12 protein-coding genes are annotated in these 18,211 nt (G+C 38.0%); 1 reads left to right on the top strand and 11 read right to left on the bottom strand.

The genetic code is table 11. The features are described 5' to 3' along the window. Positions 1–89: 89 nt before the first annotated feature. The 11 genes from EZJ28_RS02295 to EZJ28_RS02245 all read right to left on the bottom strand — a co-directional run bounded on the left by EZJ28_RS02295 (position 90) and on the right by EZJ28_RS02245 (position 14,014). On the bottom strand, positions 90–806 hold the full coding sequence (locus tag EZJ28_RS02295) for a M48 family metallopeptidase (RefSeq protein WP_242670052.1): 717 nt from the start codon (positions 804–806) through the stop codon (positions 90–92). Then, positions 807–3,830 (bottom strand): type I restriction endonuclease subunit R, encoded by a 3,024-nt coding sequence (locus EZJ28_RS02290; protein ID WP_131394430.1) that lies wholly within the window; start codon positions 3,828–3,830, stop codon positions 807–809. A gap of 5 nt (positions 3,831–3,835) precedes the next feature. Further along, entirely contained in the window at positions 3,836–5,254 is a 1,419-nt protein-coding gene (locus tag EZJ28_RS02285) for a restriction endonuclease (RefSeq protein WP_131394428.1), read from the bottom strand. Then, positions 5,247–7,031: an McrB family protein gene (locus EZJ28_RS02280; RefSeq protein WP_131394426.1), complete on the bottom strand. Its 1,785-nt coding sequence runs from the start codon at positions 7,029–7,031 to the stop codon at positions 5,247–5,249. The genes EZJ28_RS02285 and EZJ28_RS02280 overlap by 8 nt, the downstream gene beginning before the upstream one ends. Before the next feature lie 19 nt (positions 7,032–7,050). Further along, complete coding sequence (locus EZJ28_RS16100; RefSeq protein WP_207388423.1) at positions 7,051–7,782, bottom strand: hypothetical protein; 732 nt, start codon at positions 7,780–7,782, stop codon at positions 7,051–7,053. Then, complete coding sequence (locus EZJ28_RS02270) at positions 7,782–8,252, bottom strand: hypothetical protein (RefSeq protein ID WP_131394424.1); 471 nt, start codon at positions 8,250–8,252, stop codon at positions 7,782–7,784. Before EZJ28_RS02270 ends, EZJ28_RS16100 begins: the two co-directional genes overlap by 1 nt. A 2-nt stretch (positions 8,253–8,254) precedes the next feature. Further along, positions 8,255–9,427: a restriction endonuclease subunit S gene (locus EZJ28_RS15965; protein ID WP_165499018.1), complete on the bottom strand. Its 1,173-nt coding sequence runs from the start codon at positions 9,425–9,427 to the stop codon at positions 8,255–8,257. Continuing rightward, positions 9,418–12,141 carry a type I restriction-modification system subunit M gene (locus tag EZJ28_RS02260; protein ID WP_131394422.1) on the bottom strand — a complete coding sequence of 908 codons (2,724 nt, stop codon included), beginning with the start codon at positions 12,139–12,141 and terminating at the stop codon, positions 9,418–9,420. Before EZJ28_RS02260 ends, EZJ28_RS15965 begins: the two co-directional genes overlap by 10 nt. Before the next feature lie 116 nt (positions 12,142–12,257). Then, the gene (locus EZJ28_RS02255) at positions 12,258–12,548 is read right to left on the bottom strand and encodes a hypothetical protein (RefSeq protein WP_131394420.1); all 291 of its coding nucleotides are present in this window, start codon (positions 12,546–12,548) and stop codon (positions 12,258–12,260) included. A gap of 3 nt (positions 12,549–12,551) precedes the next feature. After that, positions 12,552–12,770 carry a hypothetical protein gene (locus EZJ28_RS02250; protein WP_131394418.1) on the bottom strand — a complete coding sequence of 73 codons (219 nt, stop codon included), beginning with the start codon at positions 12,768–12,770 and terminating at the stop codon, positions 12,552–12,554. 89 nt (positions 12,771–12,859) lie between these two features. Then, a complete protein-coding gene (locus EZJ28_RS02245; RefSeq protein ID WP_131394416.1) occupies positions 12,860–14,014 on the bottom strand; it encodes a saccharopine dehydrogenase family protein in 1,155 nt (384 codons plus the stop codon). Positions 14,015–15,894: 1,880 nt separating this feature from the next. Between EZJ28_RS02245 and EZJ28_RS02240 the strand changes: the two genes are divergently transcribed. Then, entirely contained in the window at positions 15,895–16,572 is a 678-nt protein-coding gene (locus EZJ28_RS02240; RefSeq protein WP_131394414.1) for a type 1 glutamine amidotransferase domain-containing protein, read from the top strand. Positions 16,573–18,211: the final 1,639 nt, after the last annotated feature.

The following is an 18,211-nucleotide window of genomic DNA, read 5'->3' as shown; positions in this document are numbered from 1 at the left end:
GATTCTCATAATTAACCTAAACTAATCGATAAATTATTGAAACTTCAATATTTAACATAAGTCTTGAAAAAATTTATCTCTTCTTTAGTTTAATACCCCCAATCAATATGGGCAATTGGCAAACTATTTAATTCTTCTCTGTGAGATCTCCATTTGGGCATATATTCATCCATATAAGCCACAAATATGTCGTTGTGATTACGCTCTAATAGATGAACTAATTCATGGACGATAATATATTCGAGGCAAATCTTAGGCTTTTTAGCTAGTTCAAGGTTTAGCCAGATCCGCTTTGCTTCAATATTACAGGCTCCCCATTTGGTCTTCATTTGCTTAACTCGCCATTCTGATGATTTTACACCTATCTTCTTTTCCCAGTTACTCACCAACCTCGGTATAAGCTCTTTCAACTGATCCCGATACCATTCCTTAAGCAATTCCGCCCTCTTGGATTTAGCAGCATCAGGTTTGCAGTGAATTTCAATCTTTTTGGTTCCTTTAAGCTGAACAAATTGCTTCCCTTTAGATTCTATAACCTCAAGTAAATATCTTTTACCCTGAAAGTAATGACTTTCTCCCGAAACAAATTCTCTGGGAGTTTCTCTGGCCTGCTTTTCAAAACTCTTAACCTGCTTTTTGATCCAACCCAGTTTTGATATTGCAAACAATCGTAATACCTCTTTCTCTGTCCTGTCTGGAGCGGACAATCTAATTCTGCCATTTGGGGGGTAAACCGCCAAATGCATATTTTTTATATCCTTCCTCACAACATCTATTTTGATGTTCCCAATTTCTATAGTCTCCAATTAATATTCCTTTTGAGCTTTAATAATTTCCATCAATTCTTCAGTCTTATCTTCATCCTTAATCAGCTCATTGACCGCTAATTTCAGTTTACGTTCTCTGATACCTCCGTCCCTCCAAGCATCCAGCTTACTCGTTTTAATTACATTATCGAGTGCCAAGGCCAGGGTCTCGTTTTCATCCAGATTATCGTAAAGCGCCCTCTTTGCTGGAGAGGTCATTGTTCTTGGATAATTTTCTTTATTTGCAGATCCGGTTAGTTCATCTGCCAGCTTCTTTATTTGTTCCAAATAATCCTTATAGGATAATGTCTCATCCTTCCGCTGCTGAATAAGTTCATCGAGCAGTAAAGACATTTTATTATAGTATTTCGGATTGGTTTGAGATTCTTCAATTATTACCTTTCGAACATTATTTTCTATAGTTTCAGCAACTGCCTCCTTTTTTTTAGTTTGGTATTTTCCTTCTGGGTCACTCAACTTTACAATCAGTTCCACCAGTGATCTGTTTTCGAAATCTGACAGCTTTTTACTGCTATGGGCATCCAGGTACATATCCATTAGCTGGCGCATTCCTGGTTCAAATTTTTTAAAATCTACCTGCTCACCACTAGCCAGTTTGATGGTGTCCCGAACATCGGTATAATACTTTACTTCTTCTCTGATTTTCTTTGCGTCATCATCTGAATAACCTGCTTTATGCATTTCATTTGCCAGGTTTGCATATGCTCTGATCAAACTTACAGTAGCTTTGTAAAGACTTAATCGCTTCTGCTCTGTTTCTTTTAGATCATTCTTATTTTCAGGATTACCACAGAAGTAACGAATAAAGGAAGGCTCGTCCTTAGGATGGACCGGTTCACAAATAGCTCGTACTTTCTCTAGAGCAGTATCCAGCCTGTCCTTGCCTTCCTCATATCTATCCTTTAATAAGCCTTTTACATCCTCCTTATCATATTGATCAAAGGCACCTGAAGTATAATCTGAAATCGAATCCTGAAGGCTTTCAAAAAGATCTTTATAATCTATGATATATCCATATTCCTTATCCTCTGTATCCACTCTGTTAACCCTACAGATAGCCTGGAATAATCCGTGGTCCTGCATTTTCTTATCGATATAAAGGTAGGTAGCCGATGGAGCATCAAAACCTGTCAAAAGTTTATCAACTACAATAAGAAGTTTCATTTTAGCCGGTTCGTTCTTGAACTTAGTGGTTACTTCATCTTCAAAATCTTCTGTAGATTTTCCATTAAGCATTTTGGTGTAAACCTCATATTTTTCAAGGTTATCTGTCATTCCTTCACCGGTCTCTTCGCCTTTAATGTCGCTGTGATGTGGTTCATAGGAAGTTATGATCGCACACTCTTTAAATCCGGCCTGTTGGAACAATTCATAATATTTACAGGCTTGGTAAATACTTCCTGAAACCAGTATGGCATTTCCTTCACCACTGGATAAGCGGGGTTTAACTTTGAAATCCTTAATGATGTCAAATACGATTTTCTGGAGTCTGGACTTTGAGCCTAGGACTTTTTGCATGGTTCCCCAACGCTGTTTTAGCTGAGTTTTAGCTACATCGGTTAGGCCTTTGGTTTCTGCCTCAAACCAATCATCTATACTTCGTTGATCGGTAATGAATTGTTCTACATCACGGGCTTCATACAAAAGGTCCAATACTACACCATCTTCTACCGCCTCATCAAATTTATATGGATCTCCAATATAGGGTCCAAAAACTTCAATACTTTTTTGTTTATCCTTTTTCAATAGAGGTGTTCCCGTAAAACCAAAGAACAACGCGTCCGGAAGGATGGTTTTCATCGCCTCATGAAGTTTCCCGGACTGTGTTCTGTGACATTCATCTACAAAAACGTAGATATCACCCTTCGGACTAAAATCACTGCTGAGATTCTTTCTAACTTCTTCGATGTAGGAATCATAATCACCTTCTTCAGAATTTCTTCCAAATTTATGTACCAGGCTACAAACCAGCCATGGTGAATAGCTATTCAAGGTTGAAATAAGATCCTTTCCACTTTGGGTGCGATAGATATTCTCATCAACTCCGAAGAATAATTTTTCGATCTGGTCGTCCAGTTCCTCACGGTCTGTGATAATAAGTACACGGCTGTTCTCAATATTTTCCCTGATCCATTTGGTTAACCAGACCATGGTTAAACTTTTACCACTTCCCTGAGTATGCCAGAAAATTCCGCCTTCCCTTTTTGCGATTTTCTCCTGTCCAGCTTTAATACCAAAGAACTGATTAGGACGGCATAACTTTTTAACCCCTTTATCAAAGACTACAAAATCGTGAATGATTTCCAGAAAACGATCTTTTTGGAATAGCAGAAAAAGATCTCTGTCAATAGAATAATCAAATTCTCTCTCGCACTCTTCCTTCCATTTTAAATAATACTTCTCTGAAGTTTCAATGGTGCCATACCGAAGTCCCTGGGTGTCATTGCCCGCTAATACGAGCTGCATAGCCGTAAAAAATTTCGGGATAAATTCATTCTTTTGATTATCCAGGTTTTGTCTTATGCCAAATTCCAGACCTTTACGGCTACTTTTTAACTCCATCACGCCCAGAGCAATTCCATTCACGTAGATAACCACATCTGGTCGTTTATCATATTTACCTAATACGGCAACTTCCTCGGCAACCCCAAAGTCATTTTCTCCCGGTCTTTTCCAGTCTATTAACCAAACTGTTTCTTTAGGCTTCCCTAGTTCTTCACGAACCGGGACACCATAGCGAAGCAGTTTATAGACTTCTTTGTTCGCATCATATAATCCATGAGAAATATTTGAAGCTGCTATATGTAATTTAGAAATTGCTTTAGTAGCCAGATTTTCTGAATATCCCTTACTAATCAGGTAATTATGAAGAAGGCCTTCTTCTATTGGAAGGATTCTTTCTTCCTCCTGCCAGTTACCTAAATACTGATATTTGAGCTCATTTTGAAAAAGCTGGATGATACGGTTTTGGGATTCACGTTCAGGTTTTCCTATGGAGTTCATAATATCTAGATTAAATTGCAAATTTCTTTTTGAAAAGCTTGATTATTTGCTGAAAATAGTGACTGAAAAGTTTTGAAATTTTTCTCTTCTGGAACGATTACAAAAAAAACATAGAAGTCGATATTTTTATTCCCTATTGATAATTCTTCGTGATAATATGGTTTACCCTCTTTGAAATATCCTTCGTTACAATATCTATTATATTTATTCTGAGAAATAGGATAGACAAATCCAGTGCTCACAACCTTACCAGCATTCAGATACTGTCCAGCATATGTATGTATCTGAAATAGATCTTCCCTTTTTACACCATGGTAAAAATCAAAATTTTTATATTTTACATCAAAAATGGCGAACTTTCTTCCCTCTTCTATAACTATATCTGGTTGTAGTTCATGTTTTTTACCAAACCCCTTAGGAATTTTATGAGTATTTGAAGTCTTATCTAAAACATTTAATCCTGATCTCATAAATAATCGCTTTACGAAATACTCAAAGAGCATTGATACATCAAACAAGAATGCACTACTATTTTCTTTGTTTCCGAATTCAAGACTTTTCCGATTTAAAATGAGCTTGGAAAGTGAAAGTACATCATTATATGGCTGGTAATAAGGATTAGAAAATGGCTTAACCTTATTTACTTGTTGGGAGGAAATAAATTTTCCTTCGGAAGCTATATAAAATGCAGCTCTTAAATTTATTTCATTTTGCAAAAAAGTATTTTTCTCATTTTGTTTAAATACACTGGCAATTAAACTAGTCGCAGCATTTTCCGAACTCAAGCTCCTAAATTCACAAGTCAATTTTCCAGATTCAGGATTTTGATAATAATCTATTAAATCTGCATTACCTCTTAGATAATTCAATTTTTCACTCTTTTTCACATATGATTTAGGAACACCTAAACGAAAGGCTTTTCTTAATTTGGTGAGCCAGAGGTGATAAATCAGCCATTCATAAGATGACTTTTGATGAACACCTCCAGAGTCTTCAATTTCTAAAAATCCTTCAGAATCTGCTATTATATATCGCAAAAAATTATTCCCAAAACGGGAACTTATCTTTAGTTTATACCCATTAATTTTTATCTCACCAATTAAATTACCCGTGTCTAGTTTAAAGTTGTTACGGTCAAGACCAGTTAATTTAATCAAGGGATCATCAGTATTATGCTCATAGTTCTTTCTTCCAAAAAGAAATATATCTCCTTTACTTTCTTTTATTTTATTGTTGATACTACCAATATCGCTAATAAGAAAATCAAAAACTTTACGGTAAAATCCCGCGTTTTTTACTCCATATGGTTCTTTTAATTGGATCTCCCCCAAACGAAAATTGAACAGTTTACCTTTATTTGCATAATATTCTTGATTATCTAATATATCCCCAGATTCTAATATGTCAGTTAAATATTTAGACATTAAAGGATGACTTAAATTGAGATGAATCTGAACCAGTACCTCTTAGATATTCATCCAATAGGGGTGCGATTCTAGATTGCCAAACTTGCCTTTTTAATTCGGGTTTCGAAATATCATTTCGAAATGGAAGATTCATTAAATAAGCATGACCTATTTGATGGTCTTCACTTAATAAATCATGATCTTTTATTCTCTTATTTAATTCCTGAAGGTTATCAACCATTTCTTCCCAACCGTGTAGGCCCAATTGATGGTAGTGATATCTCAAAACCATATAATCAGGATTCCTGCGTTCCCAGTAAAATCTTCTTCTAAGAGCAAAGTCAAAACTTTCAACACTTCTATCAATAGTGTTCATAGTGCCGATTACATAAACATTAACAGGAACGAAAAACAAATGATTGTTTCCTGATTTAATTAAGGAATCTGAATCTTGATTTAAATGCGAATACTGTGTTTTTATAGCTCCTTTTACCCCTCGGTTTTCCAAACTAAACATCAGTTCTCCCAATACTCTAGAAAGCTCAGCTCTATTGATCTCATCAATTATAAAAAAATATGGAGGTAGTGCATTTGCCAGCAATTTTTTAGATGGTTCTATAATTTCAGTTAAAAACTTCCAATCTTCCTTCAATTCAATAGATTGGTCTTCTAGATCCTTAAGAAAATCTTCAATAGTATAGATTCTCCATTCGAAATCCTTTCCGTTCAGCATTTTTACTACATCGGCTTCCCATTTCGAAGCCTTTCTACAAAACTCCTTAAAAACACCATTAACCAATTTCAATTCAGTTCCATTGTCGGTTGGAACAGGTCTAAGTCCCTCTATGAAATCCTCATAACCAAAAGAAGGATGAAATTGGACTGTTTCTATATGGTCCTCTTTATTTCCAGCGTATTTAGGATTAAACTCAGCCTGCCAGATATCAAACTGTAGCCTAGAATCTTGACGGGCAGTATACGTTTTTCCCGTTCCTGGAGCACCGTAACGGATCACCTGTTTTTGTAAGACAAATGGTTTTGACAAGTAAACATATAATTCCCATACAAATATGCTTAGCCATACATCATCATCTTTTTTTGAGATTCCATCTTTATAATGAGATAATCCATTTTTTAATTCCTTTATGACATGAATATTTTTCTCATACCAATCAGTCTCATCACCGGATTTTGAAATTAATCCATTTTCTTTTAGATATTTATAAACCACGTCAAATTTATCTTCATTGACAGTAGAAGAAACGTCTAATGTACTAGCTGCAACTATTCTATTAATCAGAAGATGATTCATTTTTACATTATCACCTTTATCTTTTTGCTCCTTCCAAGCTGAAATTAAATTATGAAAGGCATCGTAATTTGGATTTTTTATTACTTCTTCCACAGCCGAAACAAAAATTGGATCATTTAAAAAAAGTCCTGCCTCATTTGTAAAATTATGTTTACTAACGATAGATTGACCATTTGAAGAAATACCATTACTGTCTTCAGTAATCAATTTACTCATGAAATTTTCAAATGCTTGTTCATCATTTTCCCAAGACGTATTTCTGAAGATTTCGTGGTGATGACTATTATCTGCAAATGATTTTCCTTGATTTAGGTTTTGGCGAATTACTTCAATCTGAGATGTAAGCCATTTATATTCAAAATGCCAATCATATCTTTCATGCTTACGATTAGTAATTATATAAGTATATAAGTTATCTAAACGATTTGGGGAAGTTTGACTTTCCTTAATCTCCTTAGATTTTTTAATGGTTTCGGTTATCATATTTAAGCTTGGTTAATTTTTATTTTATTAAATTATTTAAAATCCTTAAATCCCGATCTCTATTTCGCACAATCCTTCTTCTACCATCATACTCAAACTGTGTATATTCAATCTCGATTAGTTTGATGCCATATTCAGGTAGTAAATCTCTCCTTCGCTGATCATAGATCTTTCGTTGTTCTCCTCTATGCACTCCGCTTACCGTCATCTTATACGGTTTGTCAAAATGAGAAACGGCTTCGGAGTGGTGGCGCTCTCGGTACTCTATAACAAGATTTAATTTTTCGTAGAAGGCATCCACCGGCAGTCTTCTACCGGAATCACCTCTAAGAAAATCAAACTTGTGTTGGCGGGAAGATTTCTGATCAAGTATCTCATCACAGAGATCAATCACATAAGTTTCATCACTGTCTCGTCTGCTATTTGATCTGCAAATTTTTTTTACAGTTTTCTCAGGCTTAAAATACACCTGACTAATTAAACCTTTTCCTAAAGGAACAAAATACCAGTTAGTATTAGCGCTTTTTCTTTCAGGATAGGCAAATGGAATTGATTCAAGCTGATTCGCTTTATCCAGTTTCCTTAAGAGATTTCTTATAGGTAAACCGTTACGATGATCTTTTGGAAAAATCTGTTGTTTTATAAATTCCGGCATTAGGTCTTTGGCAGGAATCTTTTTGACCTCGGGGTTTGTTGTAAAATATTCCTGTAGTAGTTTATTTATTTCAAAAACCATTTGATCCAGTTTCATTATTCTGCTTTGAAAAGTTTATCCTCAGGACCCATATAGAAGGCAGTTTTCCCATATTTCTCGACTTCATCTTCCCAGGCTTCTCTTATAACATCAAAGGTATACCAGCTATCCATGCCTTTTTTCCAACTCGTCCAGATCCTTGGATTTATTCTACCTTTATTATACCAGTAAAACTCCTCTGCACATAAGTTGAAGTAATCATTAAGTTTATACCTTATCAAATCACTTTTTTCATGTTCCTGCAACTGCTTGAGATTTTCGAATTGAACAACCATTTCAAGCCACTCATTTAGCTTATCATAACGTTTGTTGAATTCAGTGAAAAGCTCTTTTTCCAATCTGTCATTCGAAAGACTTGTTTGTGTTTTATTATATTTTCTAGTGGAATACCACACAAGTAAACCCAGAGCTACAGGTGCAAGTATTTTAGAAACATCTATCCACAAACTTAGATTTTGATACCACATAATTAAACCAGCCTCGTTTTCCCGGTTAATAATTCCTGCATCATCCCCTGCTTGACCTGCTCATATTTTGTCTTTTTAGCCTCTAAGGCTTCAATTTCTATGTCCATATCATTTAAAATTCGGGAAATTGCTTCCTGCTCTTTTAAATCATTGACTACCCATACGGGCAAATTCATCAACGCGGATTTATTGAGTTTGGCTCTTGTACCTCCCGTTATATAATCCATAATATTTTTATGAACTAATTGATAAAATAAGAAGTTTTGACAATTCTCGGAATTTGCCTTTATAATATGAGCATGATTATTAACCCAGCATTTGCCGTTCATTCTATAAGCAATAGGACGAGTTTTATATTCATCAAAATAACCTCCATCTTCAGCCATTAATATTATATCGTCATCTACTGTATAATCATTTACATAATCAACTATGCCATTAGCTCCGCAGTATGGAATTGTTCCAGACATATCATTCCGTTGGGATTGATTTAATGGAATTCGGAGATTATCAAGACATATTGCAATTTCGCTTAATCTTTTCTCTTCCCACTCCTCACTAAACCCGGGCAAACGTTTTCCTCCTTTGGAAGGCGGAGTCAATAACCGCTGCATCGCACCTTGTTTGATAGCTTTCTTTTTGGCGATGAGCTTTTCCAGGCCGGCGATCAAATCATCGGTATTGCTTAACGTGGTGGCGATTGCATTCTGTTCTTCGAGAGTTGGCGGAAGAGGAATTTGCATATCAGAAATCATTTCTCTCCTGACTGAATCCACTGATGACTTGGCAGTCATTGACATTACTCTGTCGTAAAAATGATTTGAAAAATAGTAGTAGAAAAATTTACCACTGACATCATTCCTGAAATTATGAATATTGTAGACCCGTTGGTGATAGTCAAATTTTCCATTCAAATAATGAAAAATTTTTCCCACTCCAACACCATCTCCAGAGGTTAATACAGCTTCTCCTTCAAATGAAAATGAATTAATCCTCTCAACTTTCTGGGACCGAACATAAAATGGATACGAACCTTCCTCTAATCTATCTTGTGTGTCCTTATCACCCGTTTTTATTTTTGCAAATTCATCTATTCGCTCCAGTTTCCAATCCTTAGGAATTTCACCAATTTCTGTCCTTTTAAAAGCTGTTCTTTCTTGATCAATTAATTCCATATCAATCCCATTTTTTGAAGATGAGCGGAAACTTTCACTTCAAATTCCTCCACTTCGGAATCAAGTTCTCCTAAGGTATTTTCATAGCGATCGGCCAGTTCCTTAATCCTGCCCGTAAGGCTTTGAGAGATGGCGTCGATTTCGGTTTGTATGGTCTGTTGTAGACTAGCCAGCCATTTTTTATTCAGTACCAGGTCTAGCACCTCGGCTTCAGTCAATTTTGGATACTGCTTTAAAGCAAGCTCATCTAAAAGCTGGTCCTGGGCTTTTACTTCTTTTTTCAGGTGTTTAATGGCTTCTTCATTCTGCAGATAAGTCAGGATGATCTTTACTTCTGCTATATGCTCTTTCTCAGAATCATCAACTACTAGTTCTTCCACGGCTTCCTGGATTTCGACAGACTGCTTTTTAAGCTTTTTATTTGCTGCAGTAAGTGATTTATAGACCTCCTGCCACTGGCTTAGCAAACTATATTCGTTTCCATATTCAGGGAGTTGCTTCAATCGTTTGGAAACAGCAGTTTTGGTTATATTCCCTCTTGAATTCGCAAGGCTTTCCAGCTCTGCTTTCTCTTCCAGACCAATTTTTTCTTCGGTATATTTTTCGACTTCTTTTTCAGCTTCCTTTAAAGATTGGTAGGAATTCGGAAAATGAGCTTCTGCAGCCAGATTCAGGTATTCCTCCAAGGCTGTTTCGGCATCCTTTTTAGAACTCACCTCGTTTAAGGCAGCCTCTTCACCCGCATGTTCTTCTTCCAATGAAGCCTGTTCAGCTTCCACAGCTTCTAGTTGGCCTTCCAGCTCCTGCAGTTTCGCTTTTTCAGAAGCGAGATAATTTTCAACTATATACTGTTTTGGCAACAGGTCACAGATCCAGCCTTTATCTACTTCCTTTCCTTTTTTATTCGTTTCAATAATCCGCTTAACACGTGCCTGCCAGCCTTCCTCAATAATGATATACACATCATCCTTCATAGTTTCTTTCCAGTAATCCATCAAATGCTGGTAGATATCATAGGGGTCTATCAATGCCTTATCATAATAGGCATCGAGCAGTTTCTCAGAAATATGATGAATGAACTGCTTAGGCGCGGTTTCCTTATTGATATTCGTAAGCTCAGGATATACTTCCTCTTTCCAGCCCGTGAATACCTTATCTATTTTTTCTGAATAAGACCTGAATTCTTCATGTTCGAAAATACGGTCCTTTACTTCTGAAGCTTTCGGCTTCAGCTTTTGATATCCCTTCCGAAGTGGTTCAAATAGATCTTTCTGAAGACTGGGATATACCTCCCAGTATTTCTGAAGTCCGGCTATATCCCGGTTTGGAATTCCGCCATTCAAGTGCGCGTCTAGGTCCTGGATATCCTCTTCTTCCTGTGTATCTATATAACGCGGAATGTTAAGGTTGTATTCATTGCTTTCGATCTCATCCCACTTGACGAGCCTGGAAAACTTATCGAATGGCTTTTGGTGATTGAAAAAATCTACAATTTTATGAAGATCCTGTTCCCTGAGTCGGTTCTTGTTTCCGTCCTTGATAAAACCTTTACTAGCATCTATCATAAAGATGCCTTTTCGATCTTCGGTATTTTCCTTATCGATAACGATGATACAGGCAGGGATCCCGGTACCATAGAAAAGGTTGGCCGGCAGACCGATAATACCTTTAATGATCTTTCTCTCAATAAGGTTCTGCCTAATTTCTGCCTCGGCATTTCCACGGAAAAGGACGCCATGAGGAAGGATCACTGCTGCTTTTCCGTCACTTTTCAGCGAGGCGATAATATGAAGCAGGAATGCGTAATCCCCATTTTTATCAGGCGGGATTCCATATCCCAGGAATCTTCTGTAAGTATCATCAGAAGGAGAGATACCGTTACTCCAGTTCTTTATGGAAAAAGGCGGATTGGCCACCACCCGGTCGAATCTTTTCAAAGAACTCTCATCTCCTTTTTCCTTGAATTGAGGATCTGAGATCGTATTCTTCCCTTTTATCAAAGCATCGGGATAGGCATGCAGCCACATATTCATGATTGCCAGACCTTTGGTGGCGATGTCTTTTTCTTGTCCGTATAACGAAATATGCACCGGAGCCTCATCTGCTACTTTCAGCAATAAGGAACCCGAACCACAGGTCGGGTCGTAAGCTGTAAAAGAGGAGGAAGTGGCCTTATCAACCTGGATGATCTTTGCTAGGATCCTAGAAACTTCAGCCGGAGTATAGAACTGGCCTTTGCTTTTCCCTGATTCCGTAGCGAAATGTCGCATTAGGTATTCATAGGCATCTCCAAGAATATCATCATCTTCAGCCCGGTTATTCTTAAAGTTCAGGGATTCATTCTGAAAGATCTCGATAAGATTGGAAAGACGGTCCACCATTTCCTTACCGCTACCCAGCTTGTCCTCATCGTTAAAATCAACAAGTTCCATCGAACCTTCCAGTCCGTTAGCTGAAAACAATGGCTTAAGGATTTTCTTATTGATCTGGTCACCTATATCCGGTTTCCCTTTCAGTGCGACCATGTCTTCGAAAGTAGCCCCTTCGGGCACCTCGATGAGACTGTTTTTTTTGTGTCCGTATTTATCCGAAACATACTTAACGAAAAGCAAGGTGAGTACGTAATCCTTATATTGGGAAGCGTCCATCCCGCCTCGTAATTCATTACAACTCTTCCAAAGCGAGCTGTATAATTCAGATTTCTTTATTGCCATTTATAGCGTGTAATTTTAAATCAAGGATATATCCGCGAAGTAGGGTAAATGCGGAATGCTCGTAAATCTAAAGATTTTCTTAAAGAAGAAAAAGCGGAAAGCCGTTATAAAGTGAACTATTCTTCAAAATTATCTAATTCCTCCTGGGTGATATTATTAATATTAGCAAAATTGCTCATAGTATCTTCCAGCTGGTCATGAAGTTCCAATAGCAAATTCAGATTCTGGTCATTGGTTCCACGAAACATTTCTTTTTCAAACTGAAAAATATCGTTTTTCTCAAATACCTTATTTACATCTTCCATTTCTCCCGTCATCCCTACATTTATGATGCGAGTAAGTAACTCTTCGTGAAACGCGAGGAGTTCTTTATAAGTCATGATCAGCTTTTCTCTATATACCTCCATAATCTAAATTTTTAAGAATTTCCATTCTACTTCTCCCAGGTCTATGGTATTCATCATTTTCATTTCCAGAGTGGCCGGGAATACATCTGGACTAGCCACACGTAAACACAGTTCGAAGCCCCCAAAAGTCTCTTCTTCCAGATTGATTCTATTGCCGTAGTTACGCTCTGCAATGATATGTTTGAATTGTTCTTCGGTAAGGGTGATCTCGAGTTTTCTCATGTTGAAATTTCATTCAGTACAAGAATAAAGCAAGATTACGACAAGACATGTCGCAAATAAAAACAACCAGAAGTTAAACCATCCCCGTTCTACAATTCCAAAACGATCTCCCCATAAATCGGCTTGATAAAATGGCCATTTAAAAAGTCAGCGGTTTCGATCTCGCTTTGAAGGATCACCCCTTTGGCGGAGCTTTCGAGTAACAGCATGGCAGACTGCAGCAAGGGAGCCGCGGTGGTGGTTTGAATGGTGCGCAGCCTGTGATTACCTATCTTTTGTGGCAGGATCTTCTTGGACACCTCTAATTTGCGCCTGGCGCCTTTATCATCCTTCCCCTCTACCGAGGCATACAATATGATCTGGTCTTCTTCTATATGAGGGATCACATCCTCCATCTTTTGCTGTAGCTCATCTACTATATGCAGGCTGTGCCCTATGAGTGTAAGCTGTTCATCCACCCAGGCATAGTGCCCGGGAAACCTCAGCGTCTTATAGTCAAGCTTCCTCACTTTATGGCTCAGGCTCTGTGGCAGGTCGGCCGCGCCACCAGAGGTAAGGTCTTCTTCATAGGTCTTTCCGTCTATGATAATGCGATTTCTTTCAGAAAGCGAAGGCAAAGTCCGCTCCTTATAGTCACGGATCACCACAGCGTCTTTAAGATATTCGGTGGCTACCCCAACCGGGCTCCAGGTGAATCCGTAATAATACGGGGCCACGGCATGCCGGGTAAGCGCTCCTACTTTTAGCGCGATGGAATCTGCTTTCTCCACATTGAATCTTTTACAGAAGGTCTGGAAAAGGTGATTCCCCAGCACATCTATATAACCGGGCGCAAGGCCGGTCTGTAATAAGAAACCCGTACCGGTATCGGCAGCCAGGTTCTTTATAGTTTCGGTTTCGGAGACATACTCGGTGAGATTGGCATAATGCAAATTAAAGTCCTTTGCCAGCTGGGCCATCCCGGGAGCCTGACTTCCGGGAAGACAGTCAAGCAAAATATCTGCACTCTCCAGGGCCTCCCTAACTCTAACCGGGATCTCATCTTCGGGCAGCTCAAAACACTCCACCTGGATTCCCCGTGAAGATCCTTTTTGGAGCCAGTGGGCCATTTTTTGAGCATTTTCCAGGCTTCGGTTAAGGATAAAAAGATTGGGCACCACGCCGCTTAATTCCGCGAGCATGAGTCCGGCGGCCCGGGCGATCCCCCCGGCACCGGCGATGATAATAGTATACTGGCTGTTCATACTTAAAGTTAAGGAAATTTTGAGTTTCTCTTTAATGTTTGCTGGTCATTTCGACCGGAGGGAGAAATCTAGATTAAAATTACTACCAGAAAAGAAGGACCATGGAAATAGATCTCTCACATTCGTTCGAGATGACTTTCAAACAGCAATTCATTTTTAACAGATTTATAGCCTGTGGGTCCCGAAGTCGAAACTGAGGACTTTTATTTTACAACAATGTTGGTGAGCTCACCTTTCTAAAACTGAATAAAAGAAAATTCAATTTCCTTCTTAAAAACCCCGGCATACCGAAAATTTAAACCAGAATTTAAAGTGAAAGCAGCGTAAAATTTTAGGCTGTTTGAGTCCGCCCAAAGCGGACGAGTTCCTAAAATTTAGCTGCTGAGCGAAAAATTCATTTAAATTTTCGTAAGCCTAGACCTTTTTGTTTCTTTTTCCGGCGATGGGAAAAAGAAAAGGAATAGAACAGAGGAAGATCCCTCACATTCGTTCAAGATGACTATTAAAAAGCAATAAATATTTACTGTAGTTTTCGGTCATTTCGACCGAAGGGGAGAAATCTAGATTAAAATTATTGCCAGAAAAGAAGGACGATGGAAATAGATCTCTCACATTCGTTCGAGATGACTTTCAAACAGCAATTCATTTTTAACAGATTTATAGCCTGTGGGTCCCGAAGTCGAACCTGAGGACTTTTATTTTACAACAATGTTGGTAAGCTCACCTTTCTAAAACTGAATAATAGAAAATTCAATTTCCTTCTTAAAAACCGGCATACCGAAAATTTAAAGCAGAATTTAAAGTGAAAGCAGCGTAAAATTTTAGGCTGTTTGAGTCCGCCCAAAGCGGACGAGTTCCTAAAATTTAGCTGCTGAGCGAAAAATTCATTTAAATTTTCGTAAGGCTAGACCTTTTTGTTTCTTTTTCCGGCGATGGGAAAAAGAAAAGGAATGGAACAGAGATATACTCACCAGGTTTTGAATACACTCTATGGAGATAAAGAGGTTTTAGGATAGTTCATTTTTTTGCCTGTCCAAAAAAACGAACCAAAAAAAGGACACTTTTTTGTAGGTGTTTCCAATTTTGCCACCGCAAAATTAGAACCGTACTTCCCCGGCTAAATTTTTTCCAGGGCTTCAAAAATTCTTAACGCCGGAGAAGCACTACACTTGCAAAAAAGATAGGTTGATTAACCAGGTTTTGAAGTAAAATGACTTTTGAGCTGATCTTAATGGAACTGAAAAAATCAGAGCTTCACTTTCCTTTAAAATAGGGCATACCGAAAATTTAAACCAGAATTTAAAGTGAAAACAGCGTAAAATTTTAGGCTGTTTGAGTCCGCCCAAAGCGGACGAGTTCCTAAAATTTAGCTGCTGAGCGAAAAATTCATTTAAATTTTCGTAAGCCTAGACCTTTTTGTTTCTTTTTCCGGCGATGGGAAAAAGAAAAGGAATGGAACCCAGGAAGATCTCTCACATTCGTTCAAGATGACTATTAAAAAGCCATAAATATTTACTGTAGTTTCCGGTCATTTCGACCGAAGGGGAGAAATCTAGATTAAAATTATTGCCAGAAAAGAAGGACTATGGAAATAGATCTCTCACATTCGTTCGAGATGACTTTCAAACAGCAATTCATTTTTAACGGATTTTTCGCCAATGGGTCCCGAAGTCGAAACTGAGCACATTTTTTTCGGCTAAAAACCTATAAGCCGGGAAAAGACCTCAACACCTCTAAATAAAAGCCTAAAGTAGCTTCCCTCACCAAAATCTTAGTTTTTCTATAACACAAAAACCATATGAAAATACTTAGCTTGCTTTATAACGAGATCCCGCCGAAAATGAAGAAGTCGGGATCATATAAATCTAAAAATAAAAGCTATGAAAGTATTATTTGTACTTACGTCCCATGACAAACTGGGAGATACAGGAAACAAAACAGGATTCTGGGTAGAAGAATTCGCCAGTCCCTATTATAAATTACTGGATAAAGGTGTGGATATCACGGTGGCGAGTCCCAAGGGAGGGAAAGCTCCCATAGATCCCAACTCTGATACCGAAGATGCCCAGACCGAGGATACCAGGCGATTTCACAAGGATGAGGCGGCGCAAAAAGTGATCAACAACACTAAGGTATTGTCTGATATGAAGGCTGAAGATTTTGACGCTGTCTTCTATCCCGGTGGTCACGGTCCGCTTTGGGATCTTTCGCAGGACAGAGATTCCATCAGCCTGATTGAAAGTTTTAATGCTGCGAATAAACCTATTGGTTTTGTTTGCCATGCTCCGGCTGCCTTAAAGAATGTTAAGCGCAAAGATGGCGAACCCCTGGTAAAAGGCAAGAAAGTAACCGGCTTTACCAATAGCGAAGAAGAAGCTGTACAGTTAACCGACGTGGTGCCTTTCCTAGTTGAGGATATGCTAAAGGAAAACGGAGGTATCTACTCCAAAGCCGGTGACTGGGAAGAATATGTACTGGTAGACGGGAACCTGGTAACGGGACAGAACCCGGCATCTTCAGGCCCGGCAGCAGAAAAACTCTTAGGAATGCTTAATTAAAATGTTTTATCTCTTTCTTTTTCCGGCGATGGGAAAAAGAAAAGGAATGGAACCGAGGAAGATCTCTCACCTTAGTTCGAGATGACTTTTCAGAGAACAATTAAATATGAATTTAATTTTATAGTTTCTGGTCATTTCGACTCCGAGGATTCGGGGGAGAAATCTGGATGAGGATTATTCGTAGAAGGTTATAAAACAAAAAGATTTTATTCCTTTCTTTTTCCATTGATGAAAAAGAAACAAAAAATCTAGTCTTCAGTTTCTTGTTCACCCAATACGGCTCGAATCCTAAAAGAATTGAACTCGCCCGCTTTGGGGCGGGCTCAAACAGCAATTCTTTTTTAACGGATTTTTCGCCTGTGGGTCCCGAAGTCGAAACTGAGGACTTTTATTTTACAACAATCCTGGTGAGCTCACCATTTTAAAACTGAAAAATAGAAAATTCAATTTCCTTCTTAAAAACCCCGGCATACCGAAAATTTAAACCAGAATTTAAAGTGAAAGCAGCGTAAAATTTTAGGCTGTTTGAGTCTGCCCAAGGCAGACGAGTTCCTAAAATTTAGCTGCTGAACGAAAAATTCAGTTAGATTTTCGTAAGCCTAGACCTCTTTGTTTCTTTTTCCGGCGATGGGAAAAAGAAAAGGAATGGAACCGGGGAAGATCTCTCACATTCGTTCAAGATGACTATCAAAAAGCCATAAATATTTACTGTATTTTCCGGTCATTTCGACCGCAGGGAGAAATCTAGATTAAAATTATTGCCAGAAAAGAAGGACACTGAAAATAGATCTCTCACATTCGTTCGAGATGACTTTCAAACAGCTATTCATTTTTAAAAGATTTATAGCCTGTGGGTCCCGAAGTCGAAACTGAGGACTTTTATTTTACAACAATCTTGGTGAGCTCACCTTTCTAAAACTGAAAAATAGAAAATTCAATTTCCTTCTTAAAAACCCCGGCATACCGAAAATTTAAACCAGAATTTAAAGTGAAAGCAGCGTAAAATTTTAGGCTGTTTGAGTCCGCCCAAAGCGGACGAGTTCCTAAAATTTAGCTGCTGAGCGAAAAATTCATTTAAATTTTCGTAAGCCTAGACCTTTTTGTTTCTTTTTCCGGCGATGGGAAAAAGAAAAGGAATGGAACCGGGGAAGATCTCTCACATTCGTTCAAGATGACTATTAAAAAGCCATAAATATTTACTGTATTTTCCGGTCATTTCGACCGCAGGGAGAAATCTGATTTGAAGTCATTATCCCTAAGTTACAAAACAAAAAACCCTCAAAATCTAAAGATCAAGAGGGTCTTTGGTACTCAAAGCTGAATTGGAAAAAGAATCTATAGAAGATTTACTGAGAGGAATCCGAGGTTGAGTTATTTCATCCGGTCTACAAATTAATTTAAAAAGATGCTGGTCTCCTATGGTAATGAGTTAGAAATAATTGAGCAGAAAACCTAAAAAAAATAAAGACACAGCAGGATAAAGCCTTAAAAAACTACTAATAATTTAGAAGAAGTGTCGCGCTTTGGCATTGTCCCTTAACATCTGCGGAAAATCTGTCCCGGCTGAAACTCCTCCGGAATGTAGTTTAATAGTCAAAACACCGCATTGATTATTTATAAAAACAACCTCAACAAAACA

The sequence above is a fragment of the Gramella sp. KN1008 genome, from assembly GCF_004332155.1.
Classification (GTDB): Bacteria; Bacteroidota; Bacteroidia; order Flavobacteriales; family Flavobacteriaceae; genus Christiangramia.
The sequence above is the reverse complement of the archived record's forward strand: the minus strand, read 5'-3'. Positions and strand labels throughout refer to the sequence as shown.

What these genes read in the sequence shown, in the direction of transcription:
- EZJ28_RS02280 (WP_131394426.1), bottom strand. Translation starts at nt 7,031, where the DNA reads ATGATAACCGAAACCATTAAAAAATCTAAGGAGATTAAGGAAAGTCAA.
- EZJ28_RS02290 (WP_131394430.1), bottom strand. Translation starts at nt 3,830, where the DNA reads ATGAACTCCATAGGAAAACCTGAACGTGAATCCCAAAACCGTATCATC.
- EZJ28_RS16100 (WP_207388423.1), bottom strand. Translation starts at nt 7,782, where the DNA reads ATGAAACTGGATCAAATGGTTTTTGAAATAAATAAACTACTACAGGAA.
- EZJ28_RS02250 (WP_131394418.1), bottom strand. Translation starts at nt 12,770, where the DNA reads ATGAGAAAACTCGAGATCACCCTTACCGAAGAACAATTCAAACATATC.
- EZJ28_RS02255 (WP_131394420.1), bottom strand. Translation starts at nt 12,548, where the DNA reads ATGGAGGTATATAGAGAAAAGCTGATCATGACTTATAAAGAACTCCTC.
- EZJ28_RS02270 (WP_131394424.1), bottom strand. Translation starts at nt 8,252, where the DNA reads ATGTGGTATCAAAATCTAAGTTTGTGGATAGATGTTTCTAAAATACTT.
- EZJ28_RS02240 (WP_131394414.1), top strand. Translation starts at nt 15,895, where the DNA reads ATGAAAGTATTATTTGTACTTACGTCCCATGACAAACTGGGAGATACA.
- EZJ28_RS02260 (WP_131394422.1), bottom strand. Translation starts at nt 12,141, where the DNA reads ATGGCAATAAAGAAATCTGAATTATACAGCTCGCTTTGGAAGAGTTGT.
- EZJ28_RS15965 (WP_165499018.1), bottom strand. Translation starts at nt 9,427, where the DNA reads ATGGAATTAATTGATCAAGAAAGAACAGCTTTTAAAAGGACAGAAATT.
- EZJ28_RS02245 (WP_131394416.1), bottom strand. Translation starts at nt 14,014, where the DNA reads ATGAACAGCCAGTATACTATTATCATCGCCGGTGCCGGGGGGATCGCC.
- EZJ28_RS02285 (WP_131394428.1), bottom strand. Translation starts at nt 5,254, where the DNA reads ATGTCTAAATATTTAACTGACATATTAGAATCTGGGGATATATTAGAT.